Origin of the sequence: Arcticibacter sp. (assembly GCF_045629565.1) — a bacterium.
Lineage (GTDB): Bacteria > Bacteroidota > Bacteroidia > Sphingobacteriales > Sphingobacteriaceae > Arcticibacter.
This window is the reverse complement of record NZ_JAZQRL010000104.1, coordinates 86,637-103,708: the sequence shown is the minus strand read 5'-3', so window position 1 is coordinate 103,708 and position 17,072 is coordinate 86,637. Positions and strand designations below refer to the sequence as shown.

14 protein-coding genes are annotated in these 17,072 nt (G+C 46.4%); 5 read left to right on the top strand and 9 right to left on the bottom strand.

Annotated elements, in window-relative coordinates:
- Positions 1-39: 39 nt before the first annotated feature.
- Positions 40-1,497, top strand: coding sequence for a SusD/RagB family nutrient-binding outer membrane lipoprotein (locus ACKI5J_RS14160; protein ID WP_407430140.1), 1,458 nt, complete (start codon positions 40-42; stop codon positions 1,495-1,497).
- Positions 1,498-1,571: 74 nt separating this feature from the next.
- On the opposite strand, the gene ACKI5J_RS14155 is transcribed toward ACKI5J_RS14160, so the two are convergent.
- Entirely contained in the window at positions 1,572-2,012 is a 441-nt protein-coding gene (locus ACKI5J_RS14155; protein WP_407430139.1) for an Hsp20/alpha crystallin family protein, read from the bottom strand.
- A gap of 161 nt (positions 2,013-2,173) precedes the next feature.
- The gene (gene fabF, locus ACKI5J_RS14150; RefSeq protein ID WP_407430138.1) at positions 2,174-3,418 is read right to left on the bottom strand and encodes a beta-ketoacyl-ACP synthase II; all 1,245 of its coding nucleotides are present in this window, start codon (positions 3,416-3,418) and stop codon (positions 2,174-2,176) included.
- 105 nt (positions 3,419-3,523) lie between these two features.
- On the opposite strand from fabF, the gene ACKI5J_RS14145 reads away from it, so the two are divergent.
- Together ACKI5J_RS14145 and ACKI5J_RS14140 are read left to right on the top strand one after the other, a co-directional pair.
- Positions 3,524-5,146: an NADP-dependent glyceraldehyde-3-phosphate dehydrogenase gene (locus tag ACKI5J_RS14145; RefSeq protein ID WP_407430137.1), complete on the top strand. Its 1,623-nt coding sequence runs from the start codon at positions 3,524-3,526 to the stop codon at positions 5,144-5,146.
- Between the two features lie 474 nt (positions 5,147-5,620).
- Positions 5,621-6,676, top strand: a complete 1,056-nt coding sequence (locus ACKI5J_RS14140) for an ATP-binding protein (protein WP_407430136.1) — start codon at positions 5,621-5,623, stop codon at positions 6,674-6,676.
- Positions 6,677-6,705: 29 nt separating this feature from the next.
- Here the strand turns inward: ACKI5J_RS14140 and ACKI5J_RS14135 are convergent, their stop codons facing one another.
- Together ACKI5J_RS14135 and ACKI5J_RS14130 are read right to left on the bottom strand one after the other, a co-directional pair.
- Positions 6,706-7,059: a two-component system response regulator gene (locus tag ACKI5J_RS14135; protein WP_407430135.1), complete on the bottom strand. Its 354-nt coding sequence runs from the start codon at positions 7,057-7,059 to the stop codon at positions 6,706-6,708.
- A gap of 416 nt (positions 7,060-7,475) precedes the next feature.
- Entirely contained in the window at positions 7,476-8,207 is a 732-nt protein-coding gene (locus ACKI5J_RS14130) for a hypothetical protein (RefSeq protein ID WP_407430134.1), read from the bottom strand.
- A gap of 394 nt (positions 8,208-8,601) precedes the next feature.
- Between ACKI5J_RS14130 and ACKI5J_RS14125 the strand changes: the two genes are divergently transcribed.
- A complete protein-coding gene (locus ACKI5J_RS14125) occupies positions 8,602-9,153 on the top strand; it encodes a rhomboid family intramembrane serine protease (RefSeq protein WP_407430133.1) in 552 nt (183 codons plus the stop codon).
- Positions 9,154-9,186: 33 nt separating this feature from the next.
- Here the strand turns inward: ACKI5J_RS14125 and ACKI5J_RS14120 are convergent, their stop codons facing one another.
- Positions 9,187-10,191, bottom strand: a complete 1,005-nt coding sequence (locus tag ACKI5J_RS14120) for an SDR family oxidoreductase (protein ID WP_407430132.1) — start codon at positions 10,189-10,191, stop codon at positions 9,187-9,189.
- A gap of 204 nt (positions 10,192-10,395) precedes the next feature.
- A complete protein-coding gene (locus ACKI5J_RS14115) occupies positions 10,396-12,630 on the bottom strand; it encodes an ATP-binding protein (protein WP_407430131.1) in 2,235 nt (744 codons plus the stop codon).
- Between the two features lie 118 nt (positions 12,631-12,748).
- Here ACKI5J_RS14115 and ACKI5J_RS14110 point away from each other — a divergent pair, with 118 nt between their 5' ends.
- Positions 12,749-13,675 carry an alpha/beta hydrolase gene (locus ACKI5J_RS14110; protein WP_407430130.1) on the top strand — a complete coding sequence of 309 codons (927 nt, stop codon included), beginning with the start codon at positions 12,749-12,751 and terminating at the stop codon, positions 13,673-13,675.
- On the opposite strand, the gene ACKI5J_RS14105 is transcribed toward ACKI5J_RS14110, so the two are convergent.
- The 3 genes from ACKI5J_RS14105 to ACKI5J_RS14095 all read right to left on the bottom strand — a co-directional run bounded on the left by ACKI5J_RS14105 (position 13,647) and on the right by ACKI5J_RS14095 (position 16,927).
- Complete coding sequence (locus ACKI5J_RS14105) at positions 13,647-15,686, bottom strand: TonB-dependent receptor plug domain-containing protein (protein WP_407430129.1); 2,040 nt, start codon at positions 15,684-15,686, stop codon at positions 13,647-13,649. The genes ACKI5J_RS14110 and ACKI5J_RS14105 overlap by 29 nt on opposite strands.
- Before the next feature lies 1 nt (position 15,687).
- Positions 15,688-16,482, bottom strand: a complete 795-nt coding sequence (locus ACKI5J_RS14100; RefSeq protein WP_407430128.1) for a FixH family protein — start codon at positions 16,480-16,482, stop codon at positions 15,688-15,690.
- Positions 16,483-16,585: 103 nt separating this feature from the next.
- Positions 16,586-16,927, bottom strand: a complete 342-nt coding sequence (locus ACKI5J_RS14095; RefSeq protein ID WP_407430127.1) for a hypothetical protein — start codon at positions 16,925-16,927, stop codon at positions 16,586-16,588.
- Positions 16,928-17,072 lie beyond the last annotated feature (145 nt).

The window sequence follows — 17,072 nt, the reverse complement described above, 5'->3', positions numbered from 1 at the left end:
TGGATGATCAGGCTCCCGAGAGCCCATAAAAATAAAATAATGAAACGAAGTATAATCGCAGTTTTTACATTCCTCAATATCGTGGTACTCTCTTCTTGTACGAAGGATTTTGAAGACTTGAATACCAATCCCAACCTGATTGAGAAGGTAACTCCAGGTAGTTTGCTCACGCCAACTATATATGGTATGAGTAATTACTTTACCGTAAGAAGTTATGATTTTACCTGGCAGATGATGCAGGTAGGGCTTCCCAATCCAAGTGTGCAGTTAGGGGCCCACCGTTACGATATTTCCGAATCTGCGGGTAACGGCACCTGGAATACAACCTACCGTTATTTACGCAATGTAAGGGAAATGGAAGCAGCGGCAGAAGTATATGCCCAGCCTGCCTACCGGGCTGTCGCGATCACTTTAAAAGCCTATATCGGAGGCATACTGACCGATAGTTTTGGGGATGTGCCATTTTCCGAGGCACTTAAAGCGGAGGAGAATATCAGTCAGCCGAAGTTTGATACCCAGGAGGAGATTTACACGACACTCATTGCCGAACTGGAAGAAGCAAATAACATCTACGCAGGCGAAGGCGTCATGTCAGGGAACGACCTGCTGTATAATAACGATAAACTGAAATGGAGAAAGTTCAATAACTCTCTTTTAATGCGTATGCTGTTGAGAGTTTCGAAAAGAACGGAAATGAATAGCTATGAGCGCCTGAAGTCCATGATCGCTGATCCTGAAAAGTATCCTGTATTTACCAGTAATGCGGAAGCTGCCTTGGTAAAGATATCGGGGATTGCTCCATATGATTATGCCTGGAGCCGTCGGCAGGATTATGTGAACTCTGAAGCTATGAGCGAATTCTTCGTTGATATGCTGAACGGCTTGGAAGACCCCAGGAGAGCGTTGTTCATGACGCGGGCCAGTCAGATCGTTGATGGTAAACCTGTCGATATCGGCTTTAGAGGCATTCCTTCTGCACATTCTGGCGACGTGTCACAGTTCAACTATACACCTAGCAGTCCTAATGGCGACCTGATGTACCCCAGTGCTGTCGGAACAGAGATCTACGAGGTATTAATGACTTATGCAGAGGTCGAATTTATTAAAGCAGAAGTTGCGCTGATGGCGGGAGATCAGACGGCTGCCAAAACGGCTTATGAAAAAGCGGTAACGGCAGGGATTACGCAGTGGAAAAATGGCCTGATGCCCGCCAACTATTTCCAAAATCAGGAGGCGGCATTTGATGGAAGTTTCGAGCAGATCATGAATCAAAAATACCTTGCGCTGTTTTTCAATGATTACCAGCAATGGTTCGAATACAGGAGGACGGGTTTTCCCAGGCTGCCGAAAACACCTCATATGCTCCATGATGGGGTGATGCCTACCCGCTTCATGTACCATAGCGACGTTCGTCAGTACAATCCTGAAAATTATCAGATTGCTGCGGACCGTATCGGGGGAGATGATATCCACACCAAGGTTTGGTGGGAAAAATAATCCATAGTTTCTCAAACAAGAAAGGCCGGTCATTTTACATGACCGGCCTTTCTTGTTTGAGAAAAAGAAAATTGTTACTTAATGTCGATCTGTTTGCGTACAGATTTCGCCTCTTCTCTTTTAGCAATGTTGATCTTCAGTACACCATTAACATACTCTGCTTCGATACCGTTATCATCAGCGCTTTCTGGCAGTGTAAATGATCTGACAAACGAATTGTAACTGTACTCACGTTTGCTGTAGTTCTTTTGATTATCGTTTTGTTCAGAACGTTGTTCAGCTGATATGCTCAGGACATTTCTGTCTAAGTTGATTTTAAAATCGTCTTTCTTCAAGCCTGGAGCAGCCAGCTCAATGTGGAAATGATCTTCGGTTTCACTGATGTTAGCGGCAGGCACCCGCATCACGGTGCGGTCTGTAAAAAATGTGTCGTTGAAGATAGAGTCGAAAACATCATTAAAGCCTGGCATTAATGCGTTGTTTTTCTTGTCTGAATTAAATTTAACAAGTGCCATCTTGATTTTCCTCCTTAAAATTAGTTTAATGATTCAATTAGAGATACTTACCATTTTTAATACACTAAGGGATATACAAGAGGTGTGCCATTGCGCATTTTCACATTTTGGACTGAAAAAATATCAGTTCAAGTGTCAAAATTTCATTTGATGATGATGTCTTAGATTGCTTTAAATACAACAATTCCGTTGTGCCCGCCAAATCCAAATGTATTGCTCATCGCCACTTTTACCGGAGCATCAATGGTTTCACCAAGCACTACGCTAAGGCTGTCAGGAACTGCCGGATCAAGCTGTGTGGTATTGATCGTTGCCGGAATAACCTGATCACGAATTCCTAACAGGCAGATCACTGCCTCAACTGCACCAGCAGCGCCAAGCAGGTGTCCGGTCATGGACTTGGTAGCGCTCATTTTAAACTTCAGCTTTTCCCCCTGGGTAAGGTTGAGTAAAGCGTTAATCTCTGAAAGGTCGCCTACAGGTGTAGAAGTAGCGTGCAGATTAATATAGTCGACGTCTTTGATTGACAAAGAGGCCTGCCCGAGTGCTCTTTCCATAGCTTTCGCTGCGCCAATGCCTTCGGGATGCGTGGCCGTCATGTGGTAAGCATCGGCTGTCATGGAAGCGCCAACAATTTCGCCATATATATGAGCACCGCGTTTAACCGCATGTTCATAATCTTCCAACACAAGGGCTCCCGCGCCTTCACCCATTACGAATCCGTCTCGCTCCACGTCAAATGGACGGGATGCTGTTTGAGGGTCGCTATTTCGTGCAGACATCGCTTTCATCGAGCTGAACCCTCCGAAAGAAGCTGGTGTGATCGGGGCTTCAGAGCCGCCCGTAACGATCACCTTGGCCTGGCCTAAACGGATATAATTGTAGGCATCCATGATCGCTGTATTCGACGTTGCGCATGCCGAAACAGTAGTATAATTGATACCCATGTAGCCGTTGCGGATGGAAATCATTCCGGATGCCATGTTGGCAATAAGTTTTGGTACAAAGAACGGGCTGAACCGGGGTTTGCCATCACCTGTTACATATTCCGTTACCTGATCTTCGAAGGTCTGCATACCGCCCTGTCCTGATCCCCAGATTACTCCGGCATCGAAAGGGTCCATATCCTTGAGGTCAATTCCTGCATCCTTTATCGCTTCATCAGACGCGATAAGGGCGTACTGAGTAAATAAATCAGTTCTCTTTATGTCGCCTCTGTCCAGATAGTCTGAAGCGTTAAAGTCCTTTACTTCACATGCAAAACGTGTGCGGAATTCTGAAGCGTCGAAATGAGTGATCGGGGCTGCTGAGCTTTCGCCTGCAACGATCGCCCGCCAGAACGCTGAGGCGGTTGCACCTAAGGGGCTAATGACGCCCATTCCTGTAACTACTACTCTATTGAGCATAAAATTGAAATTTTATTAACTTTCTGCGAAAGTAGACAAAAATGCACATATATGAGGGTGATGGGTGGTTTTCAGTATATTTGGTTTAACCAATGCAATAATCAAATGAGCGAAACCCTAAATCTTGAATCTATCTTTTTAGAGGAAGGCCAGGTTCCTCCGGAGTTCATGATAGATGAAGTTCATCAGCGGGAATATCTGAGCGATGGGGAGATGAAGCAGTGGGACGGAAACGTCCACGCCGTTTATTCCCCCGTATGTATGCGGTCGGCCGAAGGTCTGAAACGCAAACTGATTGGGACCTATCCGATATGTACGCCCGTGGAGGCCCAGGCTTCACTTGATGCGGCCGTTGCTGCTTATGCCGATGGCCGTGGCGAATGGCCTACTATGAGCGTACAGGACCGGATCAAACACGTAGAGGAATTTACGTATAAGATGCTGGAGAAAAAGGACCTGGTTGTGAAGCTGATTATGTGGGAGATTGGTAAATCCTTTACTGATTCTGTCAAGGAGTTTGACCGGACAGTTGAATACATCTATGCTACTATCGACGCCTTGAAGGATATCGACCGGCAGTCGTCAAGATTTGAGATTGAACAGGGTATTGTGGCGCAAATACGCCGGTCTCCGTTGGGAGTGGTGCTCTGTATGGGGCCGTTCAATTATCCCTTAAATGAGACGTTTACGACGCTGATCCCGGCACTTATAATGGGAAATACGCTATTGTTCAAACCTCCTAAACACGGCACCTTGCTGCATTATCCCTTACTGGAAGCATTTCGCGACAGCTTTCCGAAAGGTGTAGTGAATACCATTTACGGGCGCGGGAATTCTATTGTGCCCGATTTGATGAGGTCAGGTAAGATTAACGTGCTGACGTTGATCGGGTCAAGTAAGGTGGCCAATGAGCTAAAGAAACTACATCCCAAAGTGAACAGACTGCGGGCGATCCTGGGACTTGACGCCAAGAATGCCGCTATTATCACGGCTGCCGCAGATGTGGATCTGGCCGTCAGTGAGACGGTTCTCGGGTCGTTGTCTTTCAACGGGCAGCGCTGCACTGCGTTGAAAATCATTTATGTGCACGAGACCTTAGCGGAGCAGTTTCTGGAAAAGCTGTCAGCGGAAGTAGCAAAGCTTAAATATGGCATGCCTTGGGAGAAAGGTGTTGCACTAACTCCGCTTCCGGAACCTGGTAAGCCGGCTTATTTAAAAGAGTGCATTGATGATGCCATCGCACATGGCGCCAGGGTGGTTAATCCTCATGGTGGGGAGGCTTTCGAATCTTTTGTTTATCCTGCTATTGTGTATCCGGTAAATAAGGAGATGAAGTTATATCGTGAAGAGCAATTCGGACCTGTAATTCCGGTTGTTCCGTTTTCGGATGTGGAAGAACCGATAGAGTATCTTATCGAGTCTACCCACGGCCAGCAGGTGAGTGTGTTTAGTAACGATCCTCATGAACTATCCACCCTGATTGATCCTTTGGTCAATCAGGTTAGCCGGGTTAATATCAACTGCCAGTGCCAGAGAGGCCCGGATGTTTTTCCGTTCACCGGGCGGAAAGATAGTGCCGAAGGCACGCTTTCAGTCGTTGATGCGTTGCGATCGTTCTCTATCCGATCCCTGGTTGCGACTAAATTGAATGATAACAATAAAGCTCTTATCAACCAGATTGTGGGAGATGAGACATCTAATTTTTTAAGTACGAAGTATATATTTTAGGAAAAAGGTTGGGTATAAACAGAAAGAGGGTGCGTCATTCATGCTATGACTACCCTCTTTTTCGTTTCGGTCAGTCTTCAGACATCCAGGATACGGCTAGTGGTCACCTAGGGGGCAGCTGGTGGGCAGCTAGTGGGTGTAGCCAGGGTGTAGGCACGGTGCAGCGACGTTGTAGCCACCTTTTTCCTGCAAAACGTGGCTACAACGTGGCTGCAAGGCGGCTAAGGTGCGGCTACACCCACTACCTTCCCTCTAGCTTCCCTCTAACTGCCTGCCAGCTGGCGCCGGACTGATCAGAAACAGGTGTCCGCGAATGATAAAGTCTGCCTTAACGTGTTTGGCATCTGATTCAGGATATTTCCGCTTTCGGTATATCGAAAAGTCAAATCAACCGCGTAATTAAAACTTATCAAACGGATTATAGTTAATAAAGTCTGGTAGCTAAACAACCGGGAATACTTGCCGACTATGGATGTGCCCAATACATTATATTCGCTTACAGAAGCTTCTGATCAACTGTATTTTTCTTATCATCTGGAAGAAAATCGGTTTTCTTACCTGAACCCTGCTTTCATCGATTTTTTTGATTTGGATGTCGAGCCGACTGTTCCATTGCTCCTGGCTATGGTTCATCCGGAAGATCAGAAGTATGTCATATCTCAATGCGAAGCCTGCCTATCGGGCAATACCGTCGGGAGTGTAGAATGCAGGGTCGTCCGCGGAGAATCACAAAGATACATTCGTGTTTTCCCCTATCTGATCACAGAAGCGGCAGGGCGTTTCTTTATGGGATGTGCTGAAGATATAACAACTTATAAGAGCCAGCTCAATGTGATCAGTAAGCACAACGCTAAAAAAAACTCCATTCTCAGTATCATCGCCCATGATCTGGCTGCCCCATTAGGCCTTATCCGAAACTTGTCAACGTTGTTAGGCAGAGAGGTTTCCCACGCGGAAAATGCGAAAGTGAGGGAATACGCAGAACTGGTCAATAAATTCAGCCTGAGGTGTATCAAGCTCATTAAGGATTTTATGGACCATGAGTTTTTGGAAAGTGCCGGTGTAAAGCTTGTCAAGAAGCGTATTGATCTTATCAAGATGATTAAGATCCAGACAGAAGATTATCTGAACCATCAGGCGGAGCTTAACAAGCAAATCCATTTTACTTCAAGCCGTTCGCACGTTTATGTAGCTGTAGATGAGGATAAATTCCTTCAGGTGATCAATAATCTTGTGTCAAATGCGCTGAAGTTTACACCGGAGGGGGGAACGATCACCATTGGTATTGAAGAGCAGGAACAACATATATTGATCACTGTTGCTGATGACGGTATTGGTATACCCCAAAGGTATCATGCAACCCTGTTCGAAAAATTTAATGACGCCCGGCGAACCGGTCTCCAGGGAGAGCCTTCGACGGGTCTGGGTATGTCGATCATCAAAACGATTGTCGAGTGGCATGATGGCACCATTTGGTTTGATAGTGAGGAAGGTAAAGGCTCTGTCTTTTATATCCAGCTTCCTAAGTAACCATTCCGCTACTTTCTTATAGCGGGTAGCTATATATGGTCTTCTACAATCTGAAGAAGCTCGTCTATATCGAATGGTTTTTTCATCACCTCATCAGCACACGTTTCCTTTATCAGCTGTGGTTTCAAATGGGTTGAAAGCGCAACAATCGGAACGTTTGCAAGCCTGTAGTTCTTTTTGATCGCCTGGCATAAGGCTGTTCCTTCTTCCGATATATTGATAACATCGAGCAGGATAAGATTTGGTTTTTCTTTAATGATATGTTCGAGGGTTACCTCTTCTGTACCAAAAGGGCTAACTGAGTAACCCGCATCGATTAATATGTAGGATACAACTTCCAGAATATCTCTGTCTTTCTCAATAATCACGACCTTCTTTGTCATGGACAAATATAGGCAAAAGGAGAAATTAAATATTTTAAAAACAAATTCAATGAGCAGTTGTAGTTATAGGTTCTTAAATTACGCTCCGCCTGCAGCGAAAAGCAGAATTTACTTCCTTCTCTCACTGCACTTTCCACCCATATCTTGCCCCCTTGAGCTTCAATAAAGTCTTCAGAAATGGCCGAGACCCAAACCTGATTGGTTATTTCCATCTTGAGGAACCTGGAAATATCGGTCAAACAGCCGTGCCTGATATCGCTCATCAACTTCCTTTCCCAATGTCGAGGATGCAAAGCGCCTTTTTTCAGGCGACAACTCGCTTTCCAAAACTTTGGGGCTTAAGCGTTGCAGTATAGTGCAAATGACTTTGTCCCTCTGGTGCGCGCTGACTGGAAAGAATGCGCAATAATCCGGCCTTATTCTATCATCCGAAGTACCGGTTTACCGTTTACGCAATCTACCCCTTCTACCCTCGGAACATCAGACGTAAGGTCTCTTGAACCCTCTGCATCAATGATTCTCAACATTAATCGGTTATAAAGCGACACCTTTTGTTTGAATTCCTTCGAATCGGAACTTACTGAGTATGGAATAAATTGTATCCCCATTGTCTTGTCTTTTATCAGTGCTGTATACGCCCAATTGGCTGAACTGGTGCATTTTTGCATATTTAGATAGTCTGTCACCTGCTTGTGTGTGATCTCTGCGAGAGACTTTGCTTCCGCGATGCTGATGTCCTCTGTAGTGATTAGCTTTACCTTGCTGTCTTTACATTCTAGTCGCAAGGGTTGCTCTGTCATCCAGGAAACCATCCAACATGGGGCTGTATCAGCCACCCGGCCCTCTTTAGCCCACGCTTCAGCCTGCGCAGCAGAATACTTTTGATAGTCGCTTTTTAACCTGTTGAATTCTTCGATATCGGAAGACAGCACAGGGAAATACTGCGCATCACAGCCCATAGGAACATCCTGGAGGGTTACGTTTGCCTGCTTATCACAGGGGATGGCTTCGCCCAATTTTTTGATCTCTTTAAGTTTCGCTTCTGCAAGCTGTCCCCATTCATCCGCTGTTCGTTCATCTTTCTTACAGGCAGAAAACAACAAGACAAGGCAGAAAAGGGAGGTGAGGATTTTGAAAGGACGATACATGATGGAGTCAGCTAGTTAAGGTCAAAACGTAATTGCCGTCTTAAACGCTACAGTTCTGAGTTGATTATTCTAATAATACCGAACAAAAACCACTCATTGTGTGGGCTTTCTCTACAATGTGCCTTCTGATGTTCCATAGAATTATTGCGCATCCAAGCCTCCGCTAATATGTTGTATGGGTTCTGAAAACCAGCTGATTATGCTCGTGATGGAACCGGGCGAGCTGAAAAGACAGGCTCTTTTGGTCTGTTTCTTGAGCTTCATTGGCCGGACTATAAAGGGAATAATTATGATGAATACTGCGAAAATTGCACCATTAAGGTTCGGAATACAATTGCTCATTTTATTGCATTTCACCGTTTTTATATTACAGCTGTTCATAACAAACCAGGATATGTCGCGTTACGCTTTGTCCTCCAATATAGAAGGAGTGACTTCTCAGTGGTGGGCTGTTGCCACACACCAATTTGTGCATACCGGAATTGACGAAATGATTCTTAGTATGGCAGCATTATGGTTGTTCGGGAGCGTCCTTCAAAAGCGTGTCGGTGGCGAACGGGTTCTTAAGTTTTATGTGATCAGCGTGATGATCAGTTCAGCGGTTTTTATTCTCGCACATCTGATATTTCCAACATTTGCCGGGCGAAACCATATTATGGAAGGAGCGTTTATCAGCGTCCTGGCTATTATGACAGCTACTGTGGCCCTCTGCGGTTCGAAGGAAATGCATATCGTCGGCAGCTTTTCTGTTTCGTTATGGCAATTATATTTTGTGGTTCTCGTGATGAGCTTTATTTCGATATATCAGCATAATATCGCTTGTGTACTCACCTACTCTTCGAGTATTCTCCTGGGAATCATGTATGCTGACAGGGCCAGAAACAGGTTTCGTTTAACACAAACACCCAGCGGTGGGAAGATGATCAGCCCGCCTCATGTTATATGATCTGACAGGCTGATATAAAAAGGTTTCGATTGATTAAGGTTGTCCACCGCCGCCTGCAGCTCCATAAATCTGACCGTTAGCGTAACTGGCATCCGCTGCGGCAAGCTGTACATATATAGATGCCAGTTCGGCCGGTTGTCCGGGTCTGCCCATTGGAGTATCTTCTCCAAATTTGGTAAGTTTCTCCATGGTTGCGCCTCCACTCACCTGCAAAGGTGTCCATATAGGACCAGGTGCGACGCCATTTACTCTGATGCCCTTTGGTCCCAGCTGTTTGGCCAGTGATCGAACGAAGGCCGTATTTGCAGCTTTAGTTTGTGAATAATCGAACAGTTCGGCTGATGGATCAGTGGCTTGTACCGAAGTAGTCGTTATGATGGCTGCCCCCGGCTTTAAATGTGGCAAAGCCGCTTTGGTGATCCAGAAAGGCGCGTATACATTCGTTTTCATTGTTGCATCGAAGTCTGCCGATGTGATGTCGGAAATAGACTCCTTTGTTTGTTGTCGCGCGGCATTATTAACAAGGATATCCAGGCCGCCTAGTTCTTTTACTGCACGGTCTACGAGCTGCCGGCAAAAAGACTCCTCCCGGAGGTCGCCCGGAATCGCTACCGCTTTCCTTCCGGCCTTCCTGATGAGTGCAACGACTTCCTGCGCATCGGGTTCTTCATCCGGCAGGTAGTTAATGGCAACATCGGCCCCTTCACGTGCGAAAGCGATGGCAGCGGCCCTGCCCATCCCTGAATCACCACCGGTGATCAGTGCGCGACGGCCTGTGAGTCGCCCTGAGCCCTTATAACTTTGTTCGCCATGATCGGGACGAGGCTCCATCTTGCCTGCCAGCCCCGGCCATGGCTGCTTTTGTTCTTTGAAGGGAGGCTTTGGATACATGGTTAGGGGATCTTGTAATGGCTGACCTGGCTGATAGCCTTCGGCGATTTCGCCTGCGGCGAGTGCCGGACTAATACTAAGCGCAGCAAGGCCGGCTCCAAGGCTGCCAATGGCGGTACGTCTGCTGATTTTATGATCTGTGTTCATAGGTAGATATGTTTTATTCACAGATATACCTCATTGACCGGGATTTGTTTTAGCGATTGAAAAGCTCGTGTTGGCGGGCTTATCTAATGCGCGAAACAACATTTCGGTACCTTCCTTTTGGTTGGGATTTAGCCGTTATAATTCGACTGGGGCTGAACGTGTGAAGCGTGCAGGTTCTGTCCGATGAGCTTCTATTCTTGACGGTCAAAGGATAATTGGCAGTTTTACTGTAGTGGTTGTTCCGCCCTCAGGAGGTGAAGTAATCAAAAAACTTCCGTTAAGAAGTTTAACACGGCTTCTTATAGATGCTAGCCCAATGCCTCCTCCCCGGTTTCTTTTTGCGTGGAAACCAATTCCGTTGTCTCGAACCACTATAAAGAGATTGTTGCCGTCGCCTCTAACCTCCACATAAGCATCGGTAGCTTTGGCATGTTTAGCCGTATTGACCATGAGCTCCTGGACGGTTCGGAATACAGCCAGTTCCAACGATTTATCGATGAAAGTATTTCCTAGTTCAACCTGGCAGCGGAACTTCGTTGACGTTTCCAATTGGTTACAAATCGCTTCTAAAGCCGCTTTTAACCCGAAATCCTCCAATAGGATAGGAGATAGTGCATGAGAGATATCGCGGGTGCTTTTAATAGCATCTGCCAGCAGGTCTTCTGTGTATTTTTTTGCTTTGTGGAATTCGTTTTGCCTTTCTGTAGCGGAGTTGAACGTGAGATTATTCATGCTCATCTTAATGGCGTAAAGTACCTGGCCGAGGCCGTTGTGCAGGCTCTCCGAAATCCGCCGCCGTTCCTCTTCTTGTGTAGTTAATGTCACCTTGAAGATCTCCAGCTGCTGCTCGGCCTCCATCTGTCGTATCTTTTCTTCAGCGGTACGGGTCGCGGTTACGTCCATCGTTACGCCGAGGACGCGGGTCGGATGACTTGCATCACCTTTCATGACCACCGCTTTGAAATGCAGGATCTTCCTCTCTCCGTCGATCTTGATCTCCAGCGTTTCCTCAAAGTTTTCTTCACCTGCATAGAGAAGCCGGAGCATGTTCTTAGCGATAATGAACTTGCTTTCGGTTACATATTGAAGAAAGAGCTGAGGGGTAACTGGCGACCGTTTTTCCCTATTGAAAAGCCTGTACATGCCATCTGAGAAGTTCAGCGTCTTCGTATGAGGGGTATAGTCCCAGCTGCCCATTTTAGCTAGATCTTCAGATTGCTGCAGCAGCATATAATTTTTAAAACGCTCCTCTTCTGCATATTTGCGTTCGCTGATGTCCAGGTTAGTGGCGACTATGCCATCGTCGATCTTAACAAACATGCAAGAGAACCACCTGTTAAGACCTTCGTAAGGATAAAAATATTCCATTCCGGCGGATATTCCGGTCTCCATCACGCGAACCATAATATCAAAAATGCCTGTAATTTTAATCCCGGGATATTCGGCAGCATAGCACTTTCCAACCAAGTCGTCACGTCCGGTCTGCTTTTCAAGTTGTTTGTTTACAACGCGTAGTCTGAAGTCGACGATGTTGCCAGCCTCGTCACGAACCGCCTCCATAAGTGACATCGCAATGAGGCTCGTATTTAAAATGGAGGTCAGCAGATCTCTGTTCTCATTTAGTTCGGCAGTACGCATACTTACTTCCTGCTCGAGCCTTGCCTTGTAAGCTTCTTCTGCTTTCCTGGTTTTGCTTACATCATTGAAAAGCAGGGCAACACGACGCTTCTCAGGCTCGTCTATCCGGAAAGCATAAACGTCGTACCACCGGTTCAATGCATCTGCTCTTTCATCGAAGTGCCTCGATACCCCCGTCATGGCTACCTCACCGAATATCTGGAACCACTTTTCTTCTGCGTTTGGAACAAGTTCCCGTATCGTCCTGCCCGTAGCATTGCGTAAACCAGTTTCCGCTTCGAATGCAGGATTTACCTCAAGAAACAGGTAATCAACAGGCTTATTTGTACTATCAAACAACACTTCGATGGTGCAGAAACCCTGATCAATGGAGTTAAAGAGTGTAAGGTATTTATCGATTGCCTGGGTCGTAATCTGGCGGTGCCTTTTAACGGAGTCTTCAAATATCACCGCCACCTGATACTCTTCAGGTGCTCCGGCTTTGAACGCAGTATAATCATAGCAGCCATCTGTGGATGTAGCCGAAAGCTCATGGCGTTCCGATTCACCGGTGCGGGCAACTCTGCCCATAACATCCAGCAGACGCTTTGCGTAGTAGTCATCAAGTTTAAAAGGGTGCTCTCCTGCAAGCCGTGATCCCAGCATTTCACGCGCGGCTGTATTTGCTTCCAGGCAGTGGAGTGCTGCCGGCTGGTGCTGTTCGTCGAAAATTACCTGCAGACGAACGTACCCCTGGTGCATGGTATGGATAAGACTTCTGTAATATTGTTCCGGCTGGTGGGGCATTGCGGCGTTTTCCATTGAGAATGGTGGTATGACTTGAGCTATGGTGCTATATATAATAAGCTTTTAATTTCATTAATGTTTACGGAGATCAGATATTTGAATATATACAAAATTAATACTAATCAAGACCGATATGAGGGCATTAATATTATCTTTTCTCTTACTTTGTTTTTCATTTCTGGTTCAGGCACAGGAATTTATAACGTTATGGCCCGAAGGGCGTATGCCTAATTCAAAGGGCCTTAAATTGCAGGACAGTATAGCTAATGAGCGGATTTTTCAGGTTGGCACGCCGGGTATGTACGCATTCTTTCCGTCCCAAAGCGAAAATAAAGGCAGTGCTGTTGTTATTTGTCCGGGTGGTGGATACGAAAGGCTGGCTTACGTTATCAGTGGCACTCAGCTTGCCAAGTGGTTCAATACTATTGGCGTGAGCGCATTTGTCCTCAACTACCGGCTCCCTAATTCTCCCGATCTGGAAGTTCGGGAGACAGGCCCCTTACAGGATGTACAGCGAGCCATCAAGCTGATCAGGTCAAATGCTTCAAAATGGGCAATAGATCCCCAGAAGATAGGTGTACAAGGATCATCTGCCGGCGGGCATCTGGCTGCTTTGTCAAGTGTAAGCGAGAAAGATGTTTCTTCTATTGGCGATTATCTGGATCACGTATCGGGCAGGCCGAATTTTAGTATTCTGGTATCTCCTGTTATTGACCTGGGAGTTTATGCTCACGCCGGAAGCAGAAAGAACCTTTTGGGCGAGAGTCCTTCCAAGCTCCTGATCGGACGCTATTCTCCCCATTTACTTGTGGGGCCTTCCACACCGCCTTCCTTCATTGTTCATGCTTTTAATGATCATTCCGTAAGCGTTAATAATTCACTTCTTTTTTATAAGGCATTGGTGGACAATAAAGTGCAATCGAGCCTCCATGTCTTTCCCCAGGGAGGACATGCTATCGCGTTAAGAAATAATCCAGGCTCCACAGAAAAGTGGACGCAGTTGTGTGAAGCCTGGATGACAGAGATGGGCTTTAAAACAGGACCGTCATCCGGCAAGTAAGGTTTCGACCGGGTCGGGAGATTTTCATGATATCGAGATGTTGGAAATAATGCTTGTCGAAGATGTTCTCCACGCTCGCATTCATTTTAAGCTTGGTTTGTTTCGAAATGCTGAACTGTTTTCCAATATGGAAGCTTAAAATTGTTGATGAGGGAGTTGCCGTTTCACCATATTTCTGAGCACTCACATGTTTCTGCGCTGCATGGGTAATCCCTTCAACCCTGAAAAAGGTCTTGCGTAACTGGTAATCAACAGCATTAACGGTTTTAAACGGAGCGATCAGCGGTAAAGCAGCGCCTTCGTTATCGGATCCTCGTGTAAGCGTGTTCAAGCTGCTCAGGACGAGCCGTGCCACCGGTTCCCACTTGACGGCAAATTCTCCTCCATAAAGGCGCGCTGAGGGGATGTTTACATATTGTTTCACACCGGTTGCACCAATAGTCATTGTGCTATAGCCATCCAGGATCATCCCTGCGATATAGTCCTGAACGAAGTATCCAAAGATATTTGCGGAAACTTCCACCGATGTGTTCCGAAAAGAAGAACCAGCAGAAAGGTTGAGGGAAGATTCCTGACTCAGATCAGGGTTACCCAGGTAGTCATACGCGTCGAGCCTGTTATAAATATAAAAAGCATAGGCCTCCTGAAGCGTAGCTGCCCTGCCACCCCTGGCGACCGATGCGTTCAGCAACCAATTTGCGTTGGGCTGAAATCTCGCAGCAACACTTAGATTAGTAAGCAGTCTGTTCCGCGAAAGGTCACCCTCAAACATGCCTGATAGCTGTGCTTTAGCTTCACCGCCGGAGATGTTATCATGCATGTACTCTAAGCGGGCAGAGGGTGTAATGGTAAGCTTATCACTAAGTGAAACGGCGTCCGATATATGTAGTCCCAGATTGCTTCTCAAAGGGTTCGCCAAGGTGTACATAAACATGGGAGAACCACCGGGTGGATACATCGTCATGGTTGCCCAAAGTTTGTTGTGATAGCCGTCTGCCTGCACTTTTATGTGGTGGCTGTCGCTCAGGTGTAGATCAAGTGCTGAAAAAGCACCAAAGGTAGTGGAAGTGCCGGGCATGTCCATATGCATCGGTACTGTCTCCGGCGGCCTTCGGGTGTCGTCCATAGCATGATCGATATAGTTGTAGTATCCCTTGGTTTCCCAACGTACCGCTCCCTGTTTGCTATTTCGGACATACGATAGCGCGCTGATCCTGGCCTTGGCAAACGCGACATCCATAGTCAGCGCGGGGTAACCTATGTCATAACCCTCATCCTGTAGGTAATCAGCTTGCAAGTAGTCTGATTCTCCGATCCTGACCATCATTGAGGCGCTGCCATTCCACTTACGATACTGGGAAAACGGAATCTCCCGCCCGCCAGAAGCACGGTAGTTACTACTTCTCCTGAAGATTCCGTTGATTTGGAAAGAAACGTCTGCACTACTATACTCCAGTCCGGCTAAAGTTTGCACCGCTGCACCGTTTGTTTCAAAACCGGAACCCAAGCGGCCTGACCATTTCTGGGCATCTGTAAAGGATGGTTTCTTAAGCTTGAAGTCAATGCCGCCACCTATTCCGCTTCCCACTGCATTCGCCCCAGGATCATAGGAAACAGAAAAGCTTTCCAGGTTATTCGGTTCAACATAAGAACTTATGGGATCCATCTTGTCGGTGCAGGCACCGAAGATACGAATGCCGTCAATACTCATGGTAATTTGGCCGCCGCTCATACTCCGCAGACTGGGCTCCATGGCAAAATTGCCCCGGCGGATCATGTTAATCCCCGGAGTATACTCCAGGATTTTGTCAGTAAGCTCCTGTAGATTATTCTGCCTGATGTCTTTTGCAGCGTCTGTTATGCTCTTTGATGGACTTACAGGTACTTCGAGTAGGAGCAATGTCCTGACAGGTAGTTGTTTATGCAGGGAATCTGTATGCTGCGCTTGTAAAGAACCTGAAAAGGCGGACAGCCAGAAAACGGCCGTCCAGGTAACAAATTGCTTTTTCATGTTAAAATAGCAAGTCCAGCGCCGCATCTTCCATAATGACCGTGTTGCCTCTTTTCAGTCTGAAGTGGAGTCGCCAGTCGCCGGTCATCGTAAAATTAACCTTGCCGCTGTAATGTCCTCTGCCTGTATGAACAGGGTTCTCGTTATTAGGCGATCCGTGTCCCATCGAGGGCATCTCAGGAGTTAATTCAACGTTAAAATCTTCAACCGGGGGAAAGTTCATCATATCCTGACGCCTGTTAATCAAAATCTCCAGATCATTCATCCCCGTCTTGGGAGTTAACGGTTGAACGAGAGACACGAGGTAGCTTATACCGTCAGTTCCTACGAGTGTTGTGGTGTGTTTGGTATTAGCCGGAGCGGCTTTTACTTCTATATGGAAAACAACTGGTTCGTTGTTTACAGAGACGGTTAATGTCCAGCTACCCATTGTACCTGAAGGCATAGAGAATACGACCGCTCCCTCATATAAGGCTTGTGCTGCACTGTACAAAGGTTGTTCTACCGGGCTGGCGTGCTCCATTGACGTCATGTCCATGACAGGTGTATAGCTGACGACTGCGTTGGTGATAGCTGCACCCTCGGTGTTCTTTAATGATACATAAAGCCTGTTCCAGGCTACCGTGAGATCTTTTTTATCGGCCCATAAAGTTACGGTTACACCGCTTGCGGTTTTCTGTTCGTCAATCCGGATCTTCTCCGCATTTTGTTCAGGGCCTATATCGTTATTCTTGCTGCATGAGGCAAACGAAAACAGTGCTGCCAGCAACATCATTAATTTAAATGTATGATTCATTTGAAGTGATATCTAAAAGTTGTTAACGGCGATAAAAACCGCCATGCACAGAAATGCATGACGCATTCCGGCTTTATTAAGAAATTATAGAAAGGAGTTGCATTCAGACTCGGGGAGGGTGAAAAAAGAGGGTCTCGTATCCGGAAAGGACAGCCTGGCAATAGGGTGTATTGATGGTAGTGCTCACACCGTCTCCAAAGAAAAAGATGTAGGCCTCAGGCATAGACGAATCTTGCGTGAGCTGCTTTTGTATTTCGCGCTCCTGCTTGCTTTCCTTTTCTTCCACCTGCTTTAGTTTCATCGACAGGTAACATTTGCCTTCGCAATGCATCCAGGCTTTATCCCTGTTCTCGCAAAGTTTAGAAGCGATGTAATCACGATTTAGCTCAAAACCAGCAAACACAGCCATCCTCGACAGGCTGACGCCAAGAAGAAGGGGTATCATAAGGAAGGCTGTAATACGATAGAACATCGCATCAAAGGTAAAGAATCTGGTGATATCCTCCGATGCTACGAGCGTATTCTATCGAAAAAATCTGCTTCCTATCATTAATTAACTCGTTATCTTGGAGGCTGAATTAACTGATGAT

Excerpts from the sequence above, each read along its gene's own strand:
- ACKI5J_RS14160 (WP_407430140.1), top strand. The coding sequence starts at position 40 with ATGAAACGAAGTATAATCGCAGTTTTTACATTCCTCAATATCGTGGTA.
- ACKI5J_RS14155 (WP_407430139.1), bottom strand. The coding sequence starts at position 2,012 with ATGGCACTTGTTAAATTTAATTCAGACAAGAAAAACAACGCATTAATG.
- fabF (WP_407430138.1), bottom strand. The coding sequence starts at position 3,418 with ATGCTCAATAGAGTAGTAGTTACAGGAATGGGCGTCATTAGCCCCTTA.
- ACKI5J_RS14145 (WP_407430137.1), top strand. The coding sequence starts at position 3,524 with ATGAGCGAAACCCTAAATCTTGAATCTATCTTTTTAGAGGAAGGCCAG.
- ACKI5J_RS14135 (WP_407430135.1), bottom strand. The coding sequence starts at position 7,059 with ATGACAAAGAAGGTCGTGATTATTGAGAAAGACAGAGATATTCTGGAA.
- ACKI5J_RS14130 (WP_407430134.1), bottom strand. The coding sequence starts at position 8,207 with ATGTATCGTCCTTTCAAAATCCTCACCTCCCTTTTCTGCCTTGTCTTG.
- ACKI5J_RS14125 (WP_407430133.1), top strand. The coding sequence starts at position 8,602 with ATGTCGCGTTACGCTTTGTCCTCCAATATAGAAGGAGTGACTTCTCAG.
- ACKI5J_RS14120 (WP_407430132.1), bottom strand. The coding sequence starts at position 10,191 with ATGAACACAGATCATAAAATCAGCAGACGTACCGCCATTGGCAGCCTT.
- ACKI5J_RS14115 (WP_407430131.1), bottom strand. The coding sequence starts at position 12,630 with ATGGAAAACGCCGCAATGCCCCACCAGCCGGAACAATATTACAGAAGT.
- ACKI5J_RS14110 (WP_407430130.1), top strand. The coding sequence starts at position 12,749 with ATGAGGGCATTAATATTATCTTTTCTCTTACTTTGTTTTTCATTTCTG.
- ACKI5J_RS14105 (WP_407430129.1), bottom strand. The coding sequence starts at position 15,686 with ATGAAAAAGCAATTTGTTACCTGGACGGCCGTTTTCTGGCTGTCCGCC.
- ACKI5J_RS14100 (WP_407430128.1), bottom strand. The coding sequence starts at position 16,482 with ATGAATCATACATTTAAATTAATGATGTTGCTGGCAGCACTGTTTTCG.
- ACKI5J_RS14095 (WP_407430127.1), bottom strand. The coding sequence starts at position 16,927 with ATGATACCCCTTCTTCTTGGCGTCAGCCTGTCGAGGATGGCTGTGTTT.